Origin of the sequence: Olleya sp. UBA1516 (assembly GCF_002323495.1) — a bacterium.
Lineage (GTDB): Bacteria > Bacteroidota > Bacteroidia > Flavobacteriales > Flavobacteriaceae > Olleya.
In genome coordinates this window covers 192,003-208,547 of sequence record NZ_DCQO01000017.1, presented here as the reverse complement: position 1 = coordinate 208,547, position 16,545 = coordinate 192,003, and the positions used below count along the sequence as shown (strand labels likewise).

The 16,545-nt window shown below is 31.9% G+C and carries 16 protein-coding genes; 7 read left to right on the top strand and 9 right to left on the bottom strand.

Annotation, left to right across the window (positions count from 1 at the left end; translation table 11 throughout):
* The first annotated feature begins 32 nt into the window (after positions 1-32).
* Positions 33-2,780 (top strand): PD-(D/E)XK nuclease family protein, encoded by a 2,748-nt coding sequence (locus B2989_RS11280; RefSeq protein WP_292948411.1) that lies wholly within the window; start codon positions 33-35, stop codon positions 2,778-2,780.
* Positions 2,781-3,620 carry an alpha/beta hydrolase family protein gene (locus B2989_RS11275; protein WP_292948409.1) on the top strand — a complete coding sequence of 280 codons (840 nt, stop codon included), beginning with the start codon at positions 2,781-2,783 and terminating at the stop codon, positions 3,618-3,620.
* On the opposite strand, the gene B2989_RS11270 is transcribed toward B2989_RS11275, so the two are convergent.
* Both B2989_RS11270 and B2989_RS11265 read right to left on the bottom strand, forming a co-directional pair.
* Positions 3,617-5,983 carry a hybrid sensor histidine kinase/response regulator gene (locus B2989_RS11270; protein WP_292948407.1) on the bottom strand — a complete coding sequence of 789 codons (2,367 nt, stop codon included), beginning with the start codon at positions 5,981-5,983 and terminating at the stop codon, positions 3,617-3,619. The two genes, B2989_RS11275 and B2989_RS11270, sit on opposite strands and share 4 nt — an antisense overlap.
* A 132-nt stretch (positions 5,984-6,115) precedes the next feature.
* Complete coding sequence (locus B2989_RS11265) at positions 6,116-6,913, bottom strand: universal stress protein (RefSeq protein WP_292948405.1); 798 nt, start codon at positions 6,911-6,913, stop codon at positions 6,116-6,118.
* 95 nt (positions 6,914-7,008) lie between these two features.
* On the opposite strand from B2989_RS11265, the gene B2989_RS11260 reads away from it, so the two are divergent.
* Positions 7,009-8,343 carry an MATE family efflux transporter gene (locus B2989_RS11260; protein WP_292948403.1) on the top strand — a complete coding sequence of 445 codons (1,335 nt, stop codon included), beginning with the start codon at positions 7,009-7,011 and terminating at the stop codon, positions 8,341-8,343.
* Between the two features lie 22 nt (positions 8,344-8,365).
* Positions 8,366-8,533, top strand: a complete 168-nt coding sequence (locus tag B2989_RS11255) for a hypothetical protein (RefSeq protein WP_191099432.1) — start codon at positions 8,366-8,368, stop codon at positions 8,531-8,533.
* A gap of 88 nt (positions 8,534-8,621) precedes the next feature.
* Here the strand turns inward: B2989_RS11255 and B2989_RS11250 are convergent, their stop codons facing one another.
* Positions 8,622-9,263 carry a 2OG-Fe(II) oxygenase gene (locus B2989_RS11250; RefSeq protein WP_292948398.1) on the bottom strand — a complete coding sequence of 214 codons (642 nt, stop codon included), beginning with the start codon at positions 9,261-9,263 and terminating at the stop codon, positions 8,622-8,624.
* Between the two features lie 93 nt (positions 9,264-9,356).
* Here B2989_RS11250 and B2989_RS11245 point away from each other — a divergent pair, with 93 nt between their 5' ends.
* On the top strand, positions 9,357-9,809 hold the full coding sequence (locus B2989_RS11245) for a 6-pyruvoyl trahydropterin synthase family protein (RefSeq protein ID WP_145005302.1): 453 nt from the start codon (positions 9,357-9,359) through the stop codon (positions 9,807-9,809).
* 144 nt (positions 9,810-9,953) lie between these two features.
* Positions 9,954-10,709 carry a UDP-2,3-diacylglucosamine diphosphatase gene (locus tag B2989_RS11240; RefSeq protein WP_292948396.1) on the top strand — a complete coding sequence of 252 codons (756 nt, stop codon included), beginning with the start codon at positions 9,954-9,956 and terminating at the stop codon, positions 10,707-10,709.
* Here B2989_RS11240 and B2989_RS11235 read toward each other — a convergent pair.
* Genes B2989_RS11235 through B2989_RS11225 form a run of 3 tightly spaced genes read right to left on the bottom strand, consistent with a single transcriptional unit; the run spans position 10,706 to position 14,136 of the window.
* Positions 10,706-11,977 (bottom strand): MFS transporter, encoded by a 1,272-nt coding sequence (locus B2989_RS11235; RefSeq protein ID WP_292948394.1) that lies wholly within the window; start codon positions 11,975-11,977, stop codon positions 10,706-10,708. The two genes, B2989_RS11240 and B2989_RS11235, sit on opposite strands and share 4 nt — an antisense overlap.
* 1 nt (position 11,978) lies before the next feature.
* Positions 11,979-13,670, bottom strand: a complete 1,692-nt coding sequence (recJ, locus tag B2989_RS11230) for a single-stranded-DNA-specific exonuclease RecJ (RefSeq protein WP_292948392.1) — start codon at positions 13,668-13,670, stop codon at positions 11,979-11,981.
* A gap of 46 nt (positions 13,671-13,716) precedes the next feature.
* Positions 13,717-14,136: an OsmC family protein gene (locus B2989_RS11225; protein ID WP_292948390.1), complete on the bottom strand. Its 420-nt coding sequence runs from the start codon at positions 14,134-14,136 to the stop codon at positions 13,717-13,719.
* 60 nt (positions 14,137-14,196) lie between these two features.
* On the opposite strand from B2989_RS11225, the gene B2989_RS11220 reads away from it, so the two are divergent.
* Positions 14,197-14,787, top strand: a complete 591-nt coding sequence (locus B2989_RS11220) for a carboxymuconolactone decarboxylase family protein (protein ID WP_292948388.1) — start codon at positions 14,197-14,199, stop codon at positions 14,785-14,787.
* Between the two features lie 59 nt (positions 14,788-14,846).
* On the opposite strand, the gene B2989_RS11215 is transcribed toward B2989_RS11220, so the two are convergent.
* The 3 genes from B2989_RS11215 to rsmI are packed head-to-tail and all read right to left on the bottom strand — an operon-like array spanning position 14,847 to position 16,470.
* The gene (locus B2989_RS11215) at positions 14,847-15,419 is read right to left on the bottom strand and encodes a uracil-DNA glycosylase family protein (RefSeq protein WP_292948386.1); all 573 of its coding nucleotides are present in this window, start codon (positions 15,417-15,419) and stop codon (positions 14,847-14,849) included.
* A 16-nt stretch (positions 15,420-15,435) separates the two neighbouring features.
* Positions 15,436-15,780 carry a HopJ type III effector protein gene (locus B2989_RS11210; protein ID WP_292948385.1) on the bottom strand — a complete coding sequence of 115 codons (345 nt, stop codon included), beginning with the start codon at positions 15,778-15,780 and terminating at the stop codon, positions 15,436-15,438.
* Between the two features lie 15 nt (positions 15,781-15,795).
* Entirely contained in the window at positions 15,796-16,470 is a 675-nt protein-coding gene (gene rsmI / locus B2989_RS11205; protein ID WP_292948383.1) for a 16S rRNA (cytidine(1402)-2'-O)-methyltransferase, read from the bottom strand.
* Positions 16,471-16,545: the final 75 nt, after the last annotated feature.

Below are 16,545 nucleotides of genomic sequence, written 5' to 3'. Positions count from 1 at the left end.
CGGTATTCCGAAGCGTTTTTTATTTTTATATAATGACAAGTTTTATACAAGATGTAATTGACGATTTAGTAACTAAGGAAGTAAACTTTAGCGAACTTGTCTTTATATTACCCAGCAGAAGAGCAGGTGTTTTTTTAAGACGCACGTTAAGCTTAACTTTAAATCAGACTATTTTTGCTCCAAAAATTATTAGCATAGAATCCTTTGTAGAAGAATTATCAGATTTAAAAACGACAACAAACACAGAGTTGCTTTTTGAGTTTTATAATGTATATATTGCACTAACTCCAGAAAAGGAAAGAGAGTCGTTTGATACCTTTTCAAAATGGGCACAAATTATACTTCAAGATTTTAATGAGATTGATCGCTACCTAATTCCGCAGAAAAAAATATTTGACTACCTAAAAGCTATTAAAAACCTAGAACATTGGTCACTACAAGAAGATCAAACTAAACTGGTCAGTAGCTATTTAAAATTCTGGAATAAGTTAAACGATTATTATAACGCCTTCACTACATCTTTAATTTCTAAAAACAAAGGTTATCAAGGCTTGCTTTATAGAGAAGCCTTTAACAACAGTAATGCATACATATCAAGCACAGACAAACACCATGTGTTTTTAGGGTTTAATGCCTTAAATGAAGCAGAAGAAAAAATAATACAACAACTACTACATAATAAATTAGCAACCATTTATTGGGACACTGACAAGCAATTTATGAATAACAAAATTCATGATGCTGGATTGTTTTTAAGACAACATAAAAACAAATGGAGTTATTTTAGCGATCATGATTTTAACTGGATCAACGACCATTACTCAACTAAAAAAAACATTAATATTTTTGGTGTACCTAAAAATATAGGTCAAGCAAAAGCCATAGGTACAATACTACAGGATTTAAGTAAAAACGATGCCAGTTTAAAAAATACAGCTGTAGTTTTAGGTGACGAAAACTTATTAATTCCCGTATTAAATTCCGTACCAGAATCCGTTTCGACGTTAAATATAACCATGGGATTTCCTTTAAAAACCATCCCATTAGCTTCTTTATTTGAACATATTTTCACTTTACATAAAAAGCATGCTAATCCATTTTATCACAAGGATGTTATAAGTATAATTTCTCATCAATATATACAACCATTATTTAAAAACGATAACGCTATTAATGTTATCGAGCTTATCAATAAAAACAATTTAGTCTATCTAACAGAAGCTCAAATATCAGCCTTAGCTCAAGACAATAAAGCGTTAGTGTCACTATTGTTTAGCAATTGGAATAACGACGCTAAAACAGCTCTAAACAACTGTTTTAAACTGATTAATATAATTAAAGAACATCTCACAGAAAATAAAGATAAAAATCAATTAGGATTAGAATATCTATACAGATTTAATATCTTATTTAATGAGATTTTACGACTAAATGAAAACTACAACCACATAAAAGATATAAAAGGTTTATATAGTATTTATAAAGAGTTACTAAGCTCTGAAACACTAGATTTTCAAGGAGAACCTTTACAAGGTTTACAAATCATGGGAATGTTAGAATCTAGAGTTTTAGATTTTGAAACTATAATTATATCTAATGTTAATGAAGGTATTTTACCTTCAGGAAAAACGAATAACTCCTTTATTCCTTTTGATGTAAAATTAGAAAACAAACTACCAACTTATAAAGAAAAAGACGCAGTATACACCTATCACTTTTATCACTTATTACAACGAGCAAAAAATGTTTATATATTATATAACACAGAAATTGATACGCTAATTGGAGGAGAAAAAAGTAGATTTATCAATCAATTAGAATTAGAAGGTACACATCAGGTCACTCATAAAATACTAACGCCAAAAGTACCTAACCATAATAAGCAACTAATAACAGTTAGTAAAACCAAAAGTGTTATTTCGCAATTAAAAAATATTGCTAACAGAGGATTTTCTCCTTCATCATTAACCAGTTATGTTAGAAACCCAATTGACTTTTACTATCAAAAGTTACTAGGTATTTCTAATCTAGAAGAAGTAGAAGAAACCATTGCTGCCAATACACTAGGAACCGTTGTACACAATACACTTGAAAGTCTTTATACACCTTTTATTGGACAAACAATAACTGTTGACAACGTAAAATCTTTAATACCAAAAATAGATACTCTTATCACCTCGTTTTTTAAAGAAGAATACAAGGAAGGTGATATGACAAAAGGTAAAAACCTTATTGTTTTTGAAATTGCTAAACGCTATGTTTTAAATTTTTTAAACTTAGAAATTGAAGCTTTAAAAAAAGGAGATTCCATAAAAATTATTGCATTAGAAGCTAAGGTCGAAAACGTAAAAATAAATATAGACACCTTACCTTTTACAATACAATTAAGAGGTACAGTTGATAGAATAGACCAATGTAATGGTGTTGTTAGAATAATAGATTACAAAACAGGAAAAGTAGACCAAAGTAAAGTGTCAGTTATTAATTGGGATGACTTATTAACGGACTATAATAAGTATAGCAAATCTTTTCAGGTTTTGATGTATGTCTATATGCTTTTAAAGGATAAAAAAATAAATTTACCTGTAGAAGCAGGTATTATTTCGTTTAAAAATTTAAGTGCAGGTTTTATTCCCTTCATAAAAAAAGAAAGCAGTCACGACAGGAACAAGGATACATTAATCACGCAGGACACTTTAAATGAATTTGAAATTCAGCTTAAAAATTTAATCATAGAAATCTTTAATACAGATCAAGATTTTATAGAAAAAGAGCTATAAATGAAGATAAAAAATCAAATATTAACACGTATTAATCAAAAACCAATTGTTTATGATACGTTTTATAATGATAACAAAAAGCAAAAACCTTTAGTGGTTTTTTGTCATGGCTATAAGGGTTTTAAAGATTGGGGAACGTGGGATTTAGTAGCAAATAACTTTGCTAAACAAGATTTATTTTTTGTAAAATTCAACTTTTCGCATAATGGAGGAACTGTAAATCAACCTATAGATTTTCCGGATTTAGACGCTTTCGCGGAAAACAACTACACTAAAGAATTACAAGATTTAGACGATATACTAAATCATTTTACGTCAGACCAAAGTATATACAAAAATAATATTGACACTAATAATATCACTTTAATTGGACATTCTAGAGGTGGTGGAATTTCAATAATTAAAGCAAGCGAAGACCACAGAATTACAAAGCTAATAACTTGGGCTAGTGTTTGTGCTTTTGGCAAACGCACCTCCACAACAGGAGATTTAGAACAATGGAAACAAGATGGTGTTAAATACGTTTTAAACAGTCGGACAAAACAAAATATGCCTCATAATTTTCAGTTTTACTTAGATTATATAAATAATAAAGACCGATTGGATATAGAAAATTGCTGTAAACGATTAACTATTCCTCATTTAATAATTCATGGTACTAAAGATCCTTCGGTAAGCTTTGAAGAAGCAAAATCCCTCAAACTTTGGAGTACTAAAAACACCTTAATTGCACTACCAGAAACCAATCATGTATTTAATGCTAAACATCCTTGGACTGAAAATTATCTACCAGAAACATTAGAAGTTGTCACCAAAAAAAGCATAGCTTTTATAAATTAAGCAATTTTTAAATTAGTAGTATCATAAATACAACGCTCTATTTTTTTAAACAAAAGCTCTTTATTAATCGGTTTTGTCATGTAATCATTCATACCAATGTTTAAAACACGTTGTTTAGTTTCCTGCATAACATCTGCGGTTACTGCTATAATTGGTATTGATTGTATTTTGGGTCCACAAATACCACTTCTAATATGTTGCGTAGCCTCGTAACCATCCATAATAGGCATTTGCAAATCCATCAAAATTAGGTCAAAACTAGAGTTTGTTAATAGTTTTAAAGCCTCTTCACCATTGTTAGCAATAACCATTGTAAACTTGTTATCTGTACTAAGTAGTTTTTTAATAACCATTTGGTTTAGCATATTATCCTCTACAACTAAAACATTTAAAGGAGCAGCATGACGTGTGCTTGGGTTTGCTTTTTGATCGCTAAGGGTCGCTATTTTGACAACTTTTAAAGGCAAATCTATATACACAACAGTACCTTTATCTAACTGACTCTCTACCGTTATTTCTCCATCAAATAAATCTACTAAACGGTTGACTATAGTTAATCCTAAACCGATACCACCAAATTTTCTTTTGTGGTTGTTCCTCATTTGATTAAAACTGTCAAAAATGTTTTTCTTGGTTTCTGGTGTCATACCAACGCCAGAATCTGAGACTTGAAGTGAAAACCGATTAACATCATTAGGTTGCGGAAAACATTTTAATTTAAATCCAATACTACCTTCTGCTGTAAACTTAACAGCGTTACTTAAAACATTATTTATAATTTGCACAAAACGCTCTAAATCACTTTCAATAAAATCTGGTATATCTGCATCTATTTCAAAATGATAATTTAAGCCTTTACGCTGTGCTTCAAGCTTCCAATTATTACTAATTTCAGTAACTGCATTAAAAGGATTAAATACCTCGTTGACCAATTTTAATTCATTTTTTTCAATCTTCTCAAAATCTAAAATATCATTAACATTACTTAGTAAACTAAGTGATGCATTTTTAATAATTTCGTAATTTTTATTACTTTCAGAATTGCCATTATTTTTCAATTCGGTTTGTGCAATACCCATAATTGCGTTAATAGGTGTTCTTAATTCATGACTCATATTGGACATAAAAAAAGTCTTTAATTGACTTATTTCCTGAGACCTATTTAACGCTAATTCTTGCGACTCTTCCTTATCTTCTCTTAATTTTTTAAGCAAGTTAGTCATAGATAAAGACAAGAAAACAACCTCCATTCCTGATCCAAATTTAGAGCTATTTAAAGTAAAAAAATTATTAGGCAATAGACTTAAGTTATTCATTACAAAGCCTAATAAACCAATTATCAAAAAGAAAATTCCAATAGAAAAATAAAAATCGACACGTAGTTTTTTATAACGCATTGTAAAAATGGTAGCCAAGAGCAAAATAAGGCTTAGCAATCCATTTAAATTAGATAATGGGTAAACAAACTCCATTGTTTTTGGTGAAATAAATACCATGACAAATAAAACACCTAAGACGACATAGATAACATTATATACAATCTTAAAACTGCTTAAATATTGAGAAACTTTTAAAAAATACTCACAATATTTTAATAGAAAAAAATTAGAAAATAATGCTGCTATTAAAACCGCTTTACTATTTAAATAACCACCATTGGTTAGTAAAAATTCAAAAATAAAACCATCCAAAGCACCTTGTAATAAAGCTATTGAAAACACATAACAGCCATAATATAAAAATGTTTTTTCTTTTAAACTAGTATAAAAAAACAAGTATATAATCCCAGCCAAAAATAAAAGACCATAAAATAAGCCCAAAAACAATTGTTGCTTATAATTCATGATCCAAAACTCAGACTCTGTAAATAGGTTAAGTGGTAAGTTGATTGTTTCTCCATCACTACCAAACTCCATATAAACATCCTGAACAGTGTTAGGTAATAAAACTAGTTTAAATACAGTAGATCTGTGTGCCACCTGTCTGGTTTCAAAAGGAATTTGATCACCACTTTTAAACGTTTGTATACTGTCTTGTGTAACAATAAACATATTAGCTTTATCTGTTACAGGTCTTGCAGTTTCTAAATAATAGGTCGCTTTATCATTAGACGTGTTTTCTAATTTAAATTTCACCCAATAATTTTGAGAAGTAAATCCTAAACTTTGATTTTCAGAGCTTAAATCTTGATATTCAAGATTTTTTTCTAAAAGTATATCTTGTATACTTAAATCCTTATTCCCAACCGATGCATACTGACTATATTCATATAAATCTCCAGAACTAGTGATTGGGTTGTAGGTTGTATTTTGTGCAAATACAGAAAAGTTTATAAAACAGATTAGCAGGTATAAGTGTTTCATTATTTGGTTAGTTTTATAAACTTACGCAATAAGGCAAAGTCGAGTTTTACCAAATAGTGACTTTACGACAAACAGCTATTATATTAGTTAAATCCAATGATTTTACCGATAAAAGCACAAAACACGAGTAACTTATTTTAGTCCGCTTAACACTAAAACAGGAAATGTAGTCACATAAAAATCCTTTTTAAGGATGCTGTTTTTTTCCCACATTTTAGTAAAAAATCCTCTTTTACGACGCACAACACAAAGGATATCAGGATTAAATTCTTTATAATGCTCTAAGACACCTTGAAACGTAGTAGCGTTTTCAGATTCTTTTGTAGATGATAAATGTTCTTTTAAATCCTCTGCTATAACAAAATCACTTTGTGAGTGAAAAGGTGTTTTTACTAGCAGTAAATTTAACTTAGCATTAAAATGATTTTTTAAACTTATTAAAGGATACAAAGCATCAACTTTGTTAATGACTGCAGATTTTAATGCAAATAGTATTGAATTTATTGGTTTATAAACATAACCTTCAGGAACAATAAGTGCAGGAATATTAGTTTGCTTAATGATTTTACCAGAGGTCTTACCTAAATAAACTTCATCTTTAATAGAATTTGTTCTAGGCTCTAAAATAATTAAATCAATGTCTAACGATTTAGAAACTAACTCTAACGTGTCTACTAATTTTCCTTTAAAGGTTTTTACAATAACCTCAACATTTTTTTTATTAACCGAAGCAACGTGCTTATTTAAAAAATCTAAACTTTCTCTTTCTAAAATATGATCCACCTTAATCATTGTTCCTGATTTGGTATAAACATTATATACTTGAACAACATATAATTTTGCGCCAAAAGCTTCAGCAAAATCTACTGCGTATTGTAAATGACTTTGTGCGTTTTTTGATGACCCAACAGGAACTAAAATAGATTTCATATAAAGAGTGTTTAGAAATCAAAAATACAGATTTTTCTTTACAAAAACTTCGATAATCTTTTACGACCTTTACAAAATCATTTTGAATACAAATTTTGAATACCTCCATAAGCTTAAGACATATAAATAAACTAGCCATTCCTGCACTTATAGCAGGTATATCAGAACCTATTTTATCTTTAACAGATGCTGCTGTTGTTGGAAATGTACAGCTTAACCCAACCGAGTCCTTAGCTGCAATTGGTATAGTTACCACATTTTTATCCATGTTAATTTGGATATTAGGCCAAACTAGAAGCGCTATTTCTTCTATAATATCACAACATGTTGGCGCTAATAAGTTAGACCAGGTTAAAGACTTACCTGCTCAAGCTATTTTATTAATTACCTCGTTAAGCTTAGTTATAATAGCAACAACATATCCATTTACATCGCAGATATTTAAACTTTATAATGCCTCAGGACTGATTTTGGATTATAGTATAGAGTATTATAAAATTAGAGTATTTGGTTTTCCGTTTACCTTATTTGTTATCGCAGTTTTTGGCACCTTTAGAGGATTACAAAACACTTACTATCCCATGGTAATTGCAATTATTGGAGCCTTTTTAAATGTAATTTTAGACTTTATGCTAGTCTATGGTATTAATGGATTTATACAACCTATGCATATAAAAGGTGCTGCGTATGCAAGCATAATAGCACAAATAATAATGGCAATCCTATCTGGCTATTTACTTTTAACCAAAACTAATATTCCGCTTCGGGTTAAATTCCCATTAAACAAACAAATCAGCAATTTTGCTATCATGATATTAAACTTGTTTGTACGTACACTAGCCTTAAATATCACGTTATATTTTGCAACAAAATATGCCACAGGCTATGGCAAAAACTATATAGCAGCTTATACCATTGCAATTAATCTTTGGTTTTTAGGAGCCTTTATAATAGACGGTTATGCCAGCGCAGGAAACATTTTGTCTGGCAAACTATATGGTCAAAAAAACTATAAAGAACTATTAGAATTAAGTAAAAAACTAATAAAATATGGGATTTACTTAGGTAGCCTAGTAGCACTAATTGGAGCTGTATTTTACTATCCAATAGGCAGACTTTTTACCAAGGAACCCGAAGTTTTAAAAACCTTTTATAGTGTTTTTTGGATGGTACTAGCCATGCAACCCATATGTGCTTTAGCCTTTATATTTGATGGTATGTTTAAAGGTTTAGGAAAAATGAAAGACCTACGTAACTTACTTTTATTGTCCACTTTTTTTGTTTTTTTACCAGTCCTTTTTATTGCAGATTATTACAATTTAAAACTACATGGTATATTTATAGCCTTTACTTTGTGGATTATAGCACGTGGTTTTCCGTTAATTATAAAATTTAGAAAACAATTTTTGCCTCTTGCACAAAACAACTAACTTTACAACATAATAAAATCGTATGTTATTAAGCTTACTACAAGTCAATATTGAAGACAAAATCAAAAATGCTCCAGATGATAATTATCAAATCGGTATTTTAATTGGATCGTATTTGCCACTTTTTATCTTAGTAGTACTAGCTTATTTGCTGTACAGATATAATAAAAATCGTAACAAAGAGTCTTAAAATTATGAGCAATTTAATTTTTCCATTACTAGCATTATTTGTAATTATAGCTTATTTCTATAATAAAATGCGCAACAGAAGACGCTAATTAACGCGTTTTAAGCCAACCAGTAATGCTTAATCTTTTAGTATTTACTGGTTTAACTTCGTGCTCTAAAATTTGACTTTCAAATATTACCACACGACCAGGAAAAGGATACACCACTTTCTCAACCTCCTTGCCATTATCGTCTAAATACAATACCAATTCGCCACCATTTTCTGGTTGCCAATCTTCATGATTTAAGTAGCACACAAAAGACAGCTTACGTCTATCATCATTTTTAAAGGTATCTAAATGTCGTTTATAAAACGTTGACTTTGGATAAATCGCATAATGAAACTCTTTATGTAAAATTCCCAAAAAACACGTTTTATTTAAATAACCAACCAAATCATTAATCTTATTAAAAAACAAAGATTCCGCTGCATTAGCTCTAGCTTCCTCAATCCATAAAATCACGTCACCTCTAATAGATCTAACTATTACTTCATCAAATTTATTACCAATAGCAGCCTTTTTAAAAGCATCCTCCTCATACTTATCAAGTATAGATCCTCTTAAAGCAACAACTTCTTCTTCAGAAAAAAAATTATCAATAATCGTAAATTTTTGCTTTGCAATATCCTCTATAATTTGCTCATACAATGGATTTTCAATAAAATCTAAAGCTTCAAAAATCTGATTCATAACCTGTTTTATATTTAAAAAAGTGCGCAAATGTAACCTAATAACCATTCGCTTTTACAAATTCAATATCTTTGCGCAATAAAACTTAGGTTAATGAGCAATATTCGTATTACAAAACAATTTACTTTTGAGACTGGACACGCACTTTATGGTTATGACGGAAAGTGTAAAAACGTCCATGGACACAGTTACAAACTAGATGTAACAGTAATAGGTACACCAATTTCTGATAGCAACAATGTAAAATTTGGAATGGTAATAGACTTTACAGATCTAAAAAAAATAGTAAAAGAAGAAATTGTAGACGTTTTTGATCACGCCACAGTATTTAACAAAAACACACCACATGTCCAACTAGCCAAAGAGCTTCAAGACAGAGATCACAACGTGTTACTGGTAGATTATCAACCAACCAGCGAAATGATGGTCATCGATTTTGCACAAAAAATACAAGACCGACTACCAAACAACATCAAACTGCACTCTTTAAAACTATCCGAAACCGCAACCAGCTACGCACAATGGTACGCCAGCGATAACCAATAAATAATTTGGGCGTTACCACAAGGGTCGCGCTTTCCACTATATCTTTTTTGCGCATAAGCGCGCACAAAAAAGGATACCGTATCAATCGCTAACGCACACACCTGCTAACGATAGGCATTATCAAGAAATAGTTATCTTTACCACATGCAAATTCCAAAAGGAAAAAAAATATATTTCGCCTCAGACAATCATTTAGGCGCACCAACAAAAGAGCTATCCTTACCTCGCGAAAAAAAGTTTGTCGCATGGTTAGACATGGTAAAAGAAGATGCAGCAGCTATTTTCTTATTAGGAGATATGTTTGATTTTTGGATGGAATACAAACGTGTAATACCAAAAGGATTTACCAGAACATTAGGTAAACTTGCTGAAATTAGTGACTCCGGAATCCCAATCTATTACTTTGTAGGTAACCATGACTTATGGATGGATGGCTATTTTGAAGAAGAATTAAACATTCCCGTTTACCACAAACCAAAAGAATTTACCTTTAACAATAAGATCTTTTTTATAGGACATGGAGACGGTTTAGGACCAGAAGACAAAGGGTATAAACGCATGAAAAAAGTGTTTACCAATCCTGTTGCTAAATGGTTATTCCAACGTTTATTACACCCAGATTTTGCTTTACGATTAGGACAATACATGTCTGTTAAAAATAAAATGATCTCTGGTGACGATGATGCTAAATTTTTAGGAAACGATAAAGAGTGGCTAGTGCAATACTGCAAACGCAAATTAGAAACTAAACATCGTGATTACTTTGTCTTTGGACACAGACATTTACCATTAAACATAGACTTAGGTAAGAACTCTAAATACGTTAATCTAGGCGATTGGATACAGTACTTTACTTATGGGGTTTTTGATGGCGAAAACATGGCGTTAAAAGAGTATTAATCTTCCTTTTCATGCTCTTCAATATCCTTAGTTAAATCTAAGTTTCTTAAGGTTTTATTTTTTGCACCAATAGCAACTACTGTCAAAAGTGTCATAACACCTCCAAAAATTACAGCTCTAGCAGCTCCACCTAAGTACTTGGCAGCAATACCACTTTCAAAAGCACCAAGCTCATTAGACGATCCCACAAACATACTATTTACAGAGGCTACACGACCACGCATGTGATCAGGTGTTTTTAATTGTAAAATGGTTTGACGTATTACCATGGATACACCATCCGTCACACCAGAGAAGAATAAAGCTGCAACGCTAAGCCAAAACAGTTCTGACATTCCAAAAATGATAATACAAATACCAAATCCAAAAATAGAAATTAATAATTTTTTACCAGCATTTTTATTTACTGGCAGATAGGTTGTAATAAACATGGTTAATATACTACCAATGGATACAGACGCATTAAGTATACCAAAACCATTAGGTCCAACATGTAATATATCCTGTGCAAACACAGACAATAAAGCAACTGCACCACCAAATAAAACTGCTATCATATCTAAAGATAATGCCCCTAAAATAGCTTTATTATTAAACACAAATTTAAGTCCAACTTTTAGGCTGTCCTTTACAGACTCGCCAATCTTAGGATTTAAAATAGGCTTCTTCTGTATCTGGAATGTAATTACAAAAGCCAATGCCACTAAAACAAATACAATACACAATGTACTAGCCACACCAATCCAACCAATAAAAAAACCACCAAATAAGGCTCCTAAAACGGTTGCTGCTTTCCAAGTACTACTACTCCAAGTCGCTGCATTAGGATAAATCTTTTTAGGCACCAATAAGGCTATTAACGAAAAAATAGTCGGTCCAAAAAACGAACGCAAAAAACCACCAAAAAAGACCAAAGCGTAAATGCAATATAAAATACTGCTGGTTTCCCAGTTGGCAACAATTTTGTCCCAAGTCAATAAAAACAAGCCCAAACTAATTAACGAAAATGCTGCAATACATAGTGCTAACAAATTCCGTTTTTCTTTTTGGTCCACAATATGACCAGCAAATAAAGCCATAGAAAATGCTGGAATAATTTCCATTAGTCCAATTAACCCTAAATACAAAGGATCTTTTGTCAATGTATAGACTTCCCATTCAATTACAATAAATTGCATGGACCAACCAAAAACTAAAGCAAATCTTAATAATAAAAAGATATTAAACTCTCTTATTCTTAATGCCGCGTATGGATCATTTTTAGCCATATTACTCTTTTAAATCTCTTAATTTTAATTGCAAAGACACATTGCCTTGCCAATGGTTTTCATCCACAGAATAGACCGCCTTAAAACGCTTTCTGTTTTTTATTAGGTCTAATTTATCTCCTAAATTAAAACCAATACACACAAATTTTTCTCTACCAGATTGCGTCACCGTGCATCTAATATGTTTATCATCCTCTCCAACACATTTTCCGTAACCCGTATCTTTCAACTCTTCAGTCATAAAAATAGGCGTCATATTTCCTGGTCCAAAAGGTGCAAACTGTTTAACAATACGCCAAAATTTATCGTCAATTGCACTCAGTTCTAAAGTGGTATCAATTTTAATTTCTGGTGTTAGTAAATTTTTATCTATGGTTTTAGAAACCTCATCTTCAAACGCTTGTTTAAAGGCTTCGTAGTTTTCTTCTTTAAGCGTTAAACCTGCAGCATACATATGACCTCCAAACTGTTCGATATGGGCACTACAAGCCTCCAAAGCATTATAGACATCAAACCCAGAAACTGATCTGGCAGACGCAGCTAATTTGTCTCCACTTTTAGTAAACACCAATGTTGGTCTGTAATATGTCTCTATTAATCTTGAGGCTACAATACCAATAACACCTTTGTGCCAATCTTCTTGATACACTACGGAGGTTAGTCTTTGTTCTTCTTTGTTTTCTATGATTTGTTCTAACGCTTCAACTGTAATTGTTTTATCCGTTTCACGTCGGTCAGAATTAAATGCTTCAATTTCTTCAGCATACGTCACCGCTGTAGCAAAATCGACTTCCGTTAATAAGTCTACCGCATACTGCCCATGTTTCATGCGTCCTGCAGCATTAATACGTGGTGCAATAGTAAACACAACATCTGTAATAGTTAGCGTGTCTTTTTTAAGCTGATTGATAATCGCTTTAAATCCTGCTCTCGATTTTTGATTGACCACTTTTAAACCATGGTAAGCTAAAATCCTATTTTCCCCAGTAATGGGAACAATATCTGCACCAATTGCAGTCGCTACTAAATCTAAATACGGAAGTAAATCATCAATAGTTTCACTATCCTTTTTGGCTAAAGCCTGAATTAATTTAAATCCAACACCGCAACCACATAACTCTTTATAAGGATAATTACAATCTGTTTGTTTTGGATCTAAAACTGCGACTGCATTTGGGATTACAGCTCCTGGTCTATGGTGATCACAGATTATAAAATCTATATTTTTTTGTTTTGCGTAAGCAACTTTATCTACCGCTTTTACACCACAATCTAATGCTATTATTAGACTAAAGTCGTTGTCTTCTGCAAAGTCAATACCTTGATAAGACACGCCATAACCTTCGTCATATCTGTCTGGAATATAAGTCGCAACTAATGGTGTTTTTGTTTTTAAATAAGAAGACATTAACGCGACAGAAGTCGTACCATCTACATCATAATCGCCATATACCAATATATTTTCATTATTAGCAATAGCGTGCTCTATTCTAACTACAGCTTTATCCATATCCTTCATTAAATACGGATCATGCAAATGGTCTAAACTAGGTCTAAAAAAAGATTTAGCGTCCTCAAAATTTTCAATGCCACGTTGTACTAAAAGCGATGCAATGGGTGCATCAATTTGCAAACTATCCGCTAAATTCTTAACGGTTTCAGGATTTGGTTTTGGTTTTAAGGTCCAGCGCATGTAATGGATTTAGAATATAAATTAGACTTTTTCTAAGTAATTATAATTACTTATTATGAAAATGCACATTGGTTTTAACCTCGGCAAAACGTCTAAACATCTCCATAACACCACAGTATTTTTCGACAGATAATTGTACTGCTCTGTTTATTTTTTCTTCATTTAAATCTGTACCAGTAAAATGATAATCTAAAATTACGGTATGATAATATTTAGGATGCTCATCAGTTAACAACCCTTCAACTTCCATTTTTAAATCATAAGTATCAATTTTCATTTTATCTAAAATAGATACGACATCTAATCCAGAACAACCTGCTAAGGACGATAACATTAATGCTTTTGGAGATAATCCTTCGCGTTCTTTACCTTCTACATCTGTATCCATTAAAACATGATGACCACTTGGGTTATCAGAATCGAATAACATGTTTCCTTTCCAATTGGTTGTAATTTTATGCGACATAATTGAATATTTTTTCGTTTATTGATATCAATCAAAAATACTACTTAAAAATAAAAAACAATGCCTTTAATAACACCTTTAACAGCAGATCACGATTTAGAAACTAAAGAACTGGCAACATTCTTTAACGAGACCCTTGGATTTTGTCCAAATTCGGTTTTAACCATGCAACGTAGACCTGCTATTAGTAAAGCCTTTATCAATTTAAACAAAGCAGTAATGGCTAATGAAGGTCGTGTAACTTCCGCTTTAAAACGAATGATTGCATGGGTAAGCAGTAATGCTACAGGTTGCAGATATTGTCAAGCGCATGCCATTAGAGCTGCAGAGCGTTACGGAGCAGAACAAGAACAATTAGATAACATTTGGGAATACCGTACACATGCTGCTTTTAGCGACGCAGAACGCGCTGCTTTAGACTTTAGTTTAGCTGCCAGTCAAGTACCAAATGCTGTTGATGGCGACATTAAAACACGTTTACACGAACATTGGGACGAAGGGGAAATTGTAGAAATGCTTGGTGTAATTTCTTTGTTTGGATACCTAAACAGATGGAATGATAGTATGGGAACAACTTTAGAAGAAGATGCTATTGATAGCGGAAACCAATATTTAGGAAAGCATGGTTTTGAAGTTGGAAAACACGTATAATTAAAGCTTATTTATAATTATTATATAACAAAAAACCTTACTAGAAATAGTGAGGTTTTTTATTTTAAAATTTGCTTTACAACCTGCTGCAATTCTGGTACAATAGTTAATTCAAACCAAGGATTTTTACTACGCCAAAAACGATTGGTGGGAGATGGATGTGGCACAGGAAAATAATATGGTAAGTAGGTTTTATAATCGCCAACAGTTTCTGTTAACGTGCGTTTTGCTTTATCTTTTAAATAATACTTTTGCGCATAGGCACCGATAAGTATCACCAACTCTACTTTTGGCATCTGTTTAAGTAGTGCATCATGCCACTCTGGAGCACATTCTTTTCTTGGTGGCAAATCTCCTGTTTTACCTTTGCCAGGATAACAAAACCCCATAGGCAGAATAGCAAAATTTTTAGTGTCATAAAAATCCGAGTCACTTACATTTAGCCATTCTCTTAACTTTTTACCACTTTGATCATCCCAAGGGACTCCTGAGTTATGGACTTTAGTACCTGGTGCTTGACCAATAATTATAATTTTAGAGTCCTTACTAGCTGTAACAACGGGATGTGGACCTAATGGTAAATGGGCTTTACAAATAGTGCATTGCGATATTTTATCTAGAAGCTTATCCACTAATTGTTATAGTACTCTATTTTTTAGTTAATGGATTTTGATTAAAACTTAAGCCTTCAAAACCTGTTTTAATAAAGTTTCTTATATTTTGATGACCTGTTCCATTGGGATCGTTTAAAACCTCATCAAAATAATATTGTCCAAAGCATGCCAAAGTTTCGGTTTTAGATAACGCTTCTGCTTTTGCAAAAGCAAACACTTTACATGATCCCGAATTTTCTCCTTCGGCATTTTGCAACAACCCATTTATAAAAGCTGTTGGTGTAAAATCAAAAGATGTGTCCACTACTTGCATAGTTTCCGCGAAAGCGATAGTATTTGGTGTGTTTTTTAATTTTAATTTAAACGCTGTTATAGTCATCGTTCTGTTTTAATTTTATTTACTTTTTCCGCCTACCACAATTACAATTTCGCCTTTAGGTGGCTTATTGGTGTAATGTTCTAAAACCTCTTTTGCGGTTCCGCGAATGGTTTCTTCGTATAATTTAGTTAATTCTCTAGACACAGACACAGGTCTGTCTTCTCCAAAATAATCGCAAAAATGACCTAAGGTTTTGATTAACTTATGTGGACTTTCGTAAAAGATGATGGTTCTAGTCTCTTCGGCTAATAATTTCAATCTTGTTTGACGCCCTTTTTTTACTGGCAAAAAGCCTTCAAAAATAAATTTATCATTAGGAAAACCACTATTTACTAACGCAGGCACAAAAGCAGTTGCTCCAGGTAAACAGTCCACCTCAATATTATGCTCTATACATGCTCTAGTTAGTAAAAATCCTGGATCAGAAATGGCTGGTGTACCAGCATCACTAATTAACGCAATGGTTGTTCCTGTCTTTAATTTTTGCACCAAATTATCCACCGTCTTATGCTCATTATGCATATGGTGGCTTTGCATTTGTGTACCGATCTCGTAATGTTTTAATAACTTGCCTGAGGTACGCGTGTCCTCTGCTAAAATTAAATCGACTGCTTTCAAAACCTCTACAGCCCTAAATGTCATGTCTTTAAGATTACCAATTGGTGTTGGAACTATGTATAATTTACTCATGTTTTAACTGAATTCTAATTCAAATTTACAATCTTTTTGAGAGAGTTGAAGCAACCTTTTAGTAATTTAGACATC

Excerpts from the sequence above, each read along its gene's own strand:
- B2989_RS11280 (WP_292948411.1), top strand. The coding sequence starts at position 33 with ATGACAAGTTTTATACAAGATGTAATTGACGATTTAGTAACTAAGGAA.
- B2989_RS11275 (WP_292948409.1), top strand. The coding sequence starts at position 2,781 with ATGAAGATAAAAAATCAAATATTAACACGTATTAATCAAAAACCAATT.
- B2989_RS11270 (WP_292948407.1), bottom strand. The coding sequence starts at position 5,983 with ATGAAACACTTATACCTGCTAATCTGTTTTATAAACTTTTCTGTATTT.
- B2989_RS11265 (WP_292948405.1), bottom strand. The coding sequence starts at position 6,913 with ATGAAATCTATTTTAGTTCCTGTTGGGTCATCAAAAAACGCACAAAGT.
- B2989_RS11255 (WP_191099432.1), top strand. The coding sequence starts at position 8,366 with ATGTTATTAAGCTTACTACAAGTCAATATTGAAGACAAAATCAAAAAT.
- B2989_RS11250 (WP_292948398.1), bottom strand. The coding sequence starts at position 9,263 with ATGAATCAGATTTTTGAAGCTTTAGATTTTATTGAAAATCCATTGTAT.
- B2989_RS11245 (WP_145005302.1), top strand. The coding sequence starts at position 9,357 with ATGAGCAATATTCGTATTACAAAACAATTTACTTTTGAGACTGGACAC.
- B2989_RS11240 (WP_292948396.1), top strand. The coding sequence starts at position 9,954 with ATGCAAATTCCAAAAGGAAAAAAAATATATTTCGCCTCAGACAATCAT.
- B2989_RS11235 (WP_292948394.1), bottom strand. The coding sequence starts at position 11,977 with ATGGCTAAAAATGATCCATACGCGGCATTAAGAATAAGAGAGTTTAAT.
- recJ (WP_292948392.1), bottom strand. The coding sequence starts at position 13,670 with ATGCGCTGGACCTTAAAACCAAAACCAAATCCTGAAACCGTTAAGAAT.
- B2989_RS11225 (WP_292948390.1), bottom strand. The coding sequence starts at position 14,136 with ATGTCGCATAAAATTACAACCAATTGGAAAGGAAACATGTTATTCGAT.
- B2989_RS11220 (WP_292948388.1), top strand. The coding sequence starts at position 14,197 with ATGCCTTTAATAACACCTTTAACAGCAGATCACGATTTAGAAACTAAA.
- B2989_RS11210 (WP_292948385.1), bottom strand. The coding sequence starts at position 15,780 with ATGACTATAACAGCGTTTAAATTAAAATTAAAAAACACACCAAATACT.
- rsmI (WP_292948383.1), bottom strand. The coding sequence starts at position 16,470 with ATGAGTAAATTATACATAGTTCCAACACCAATTGGTAATCTTAAAGAC.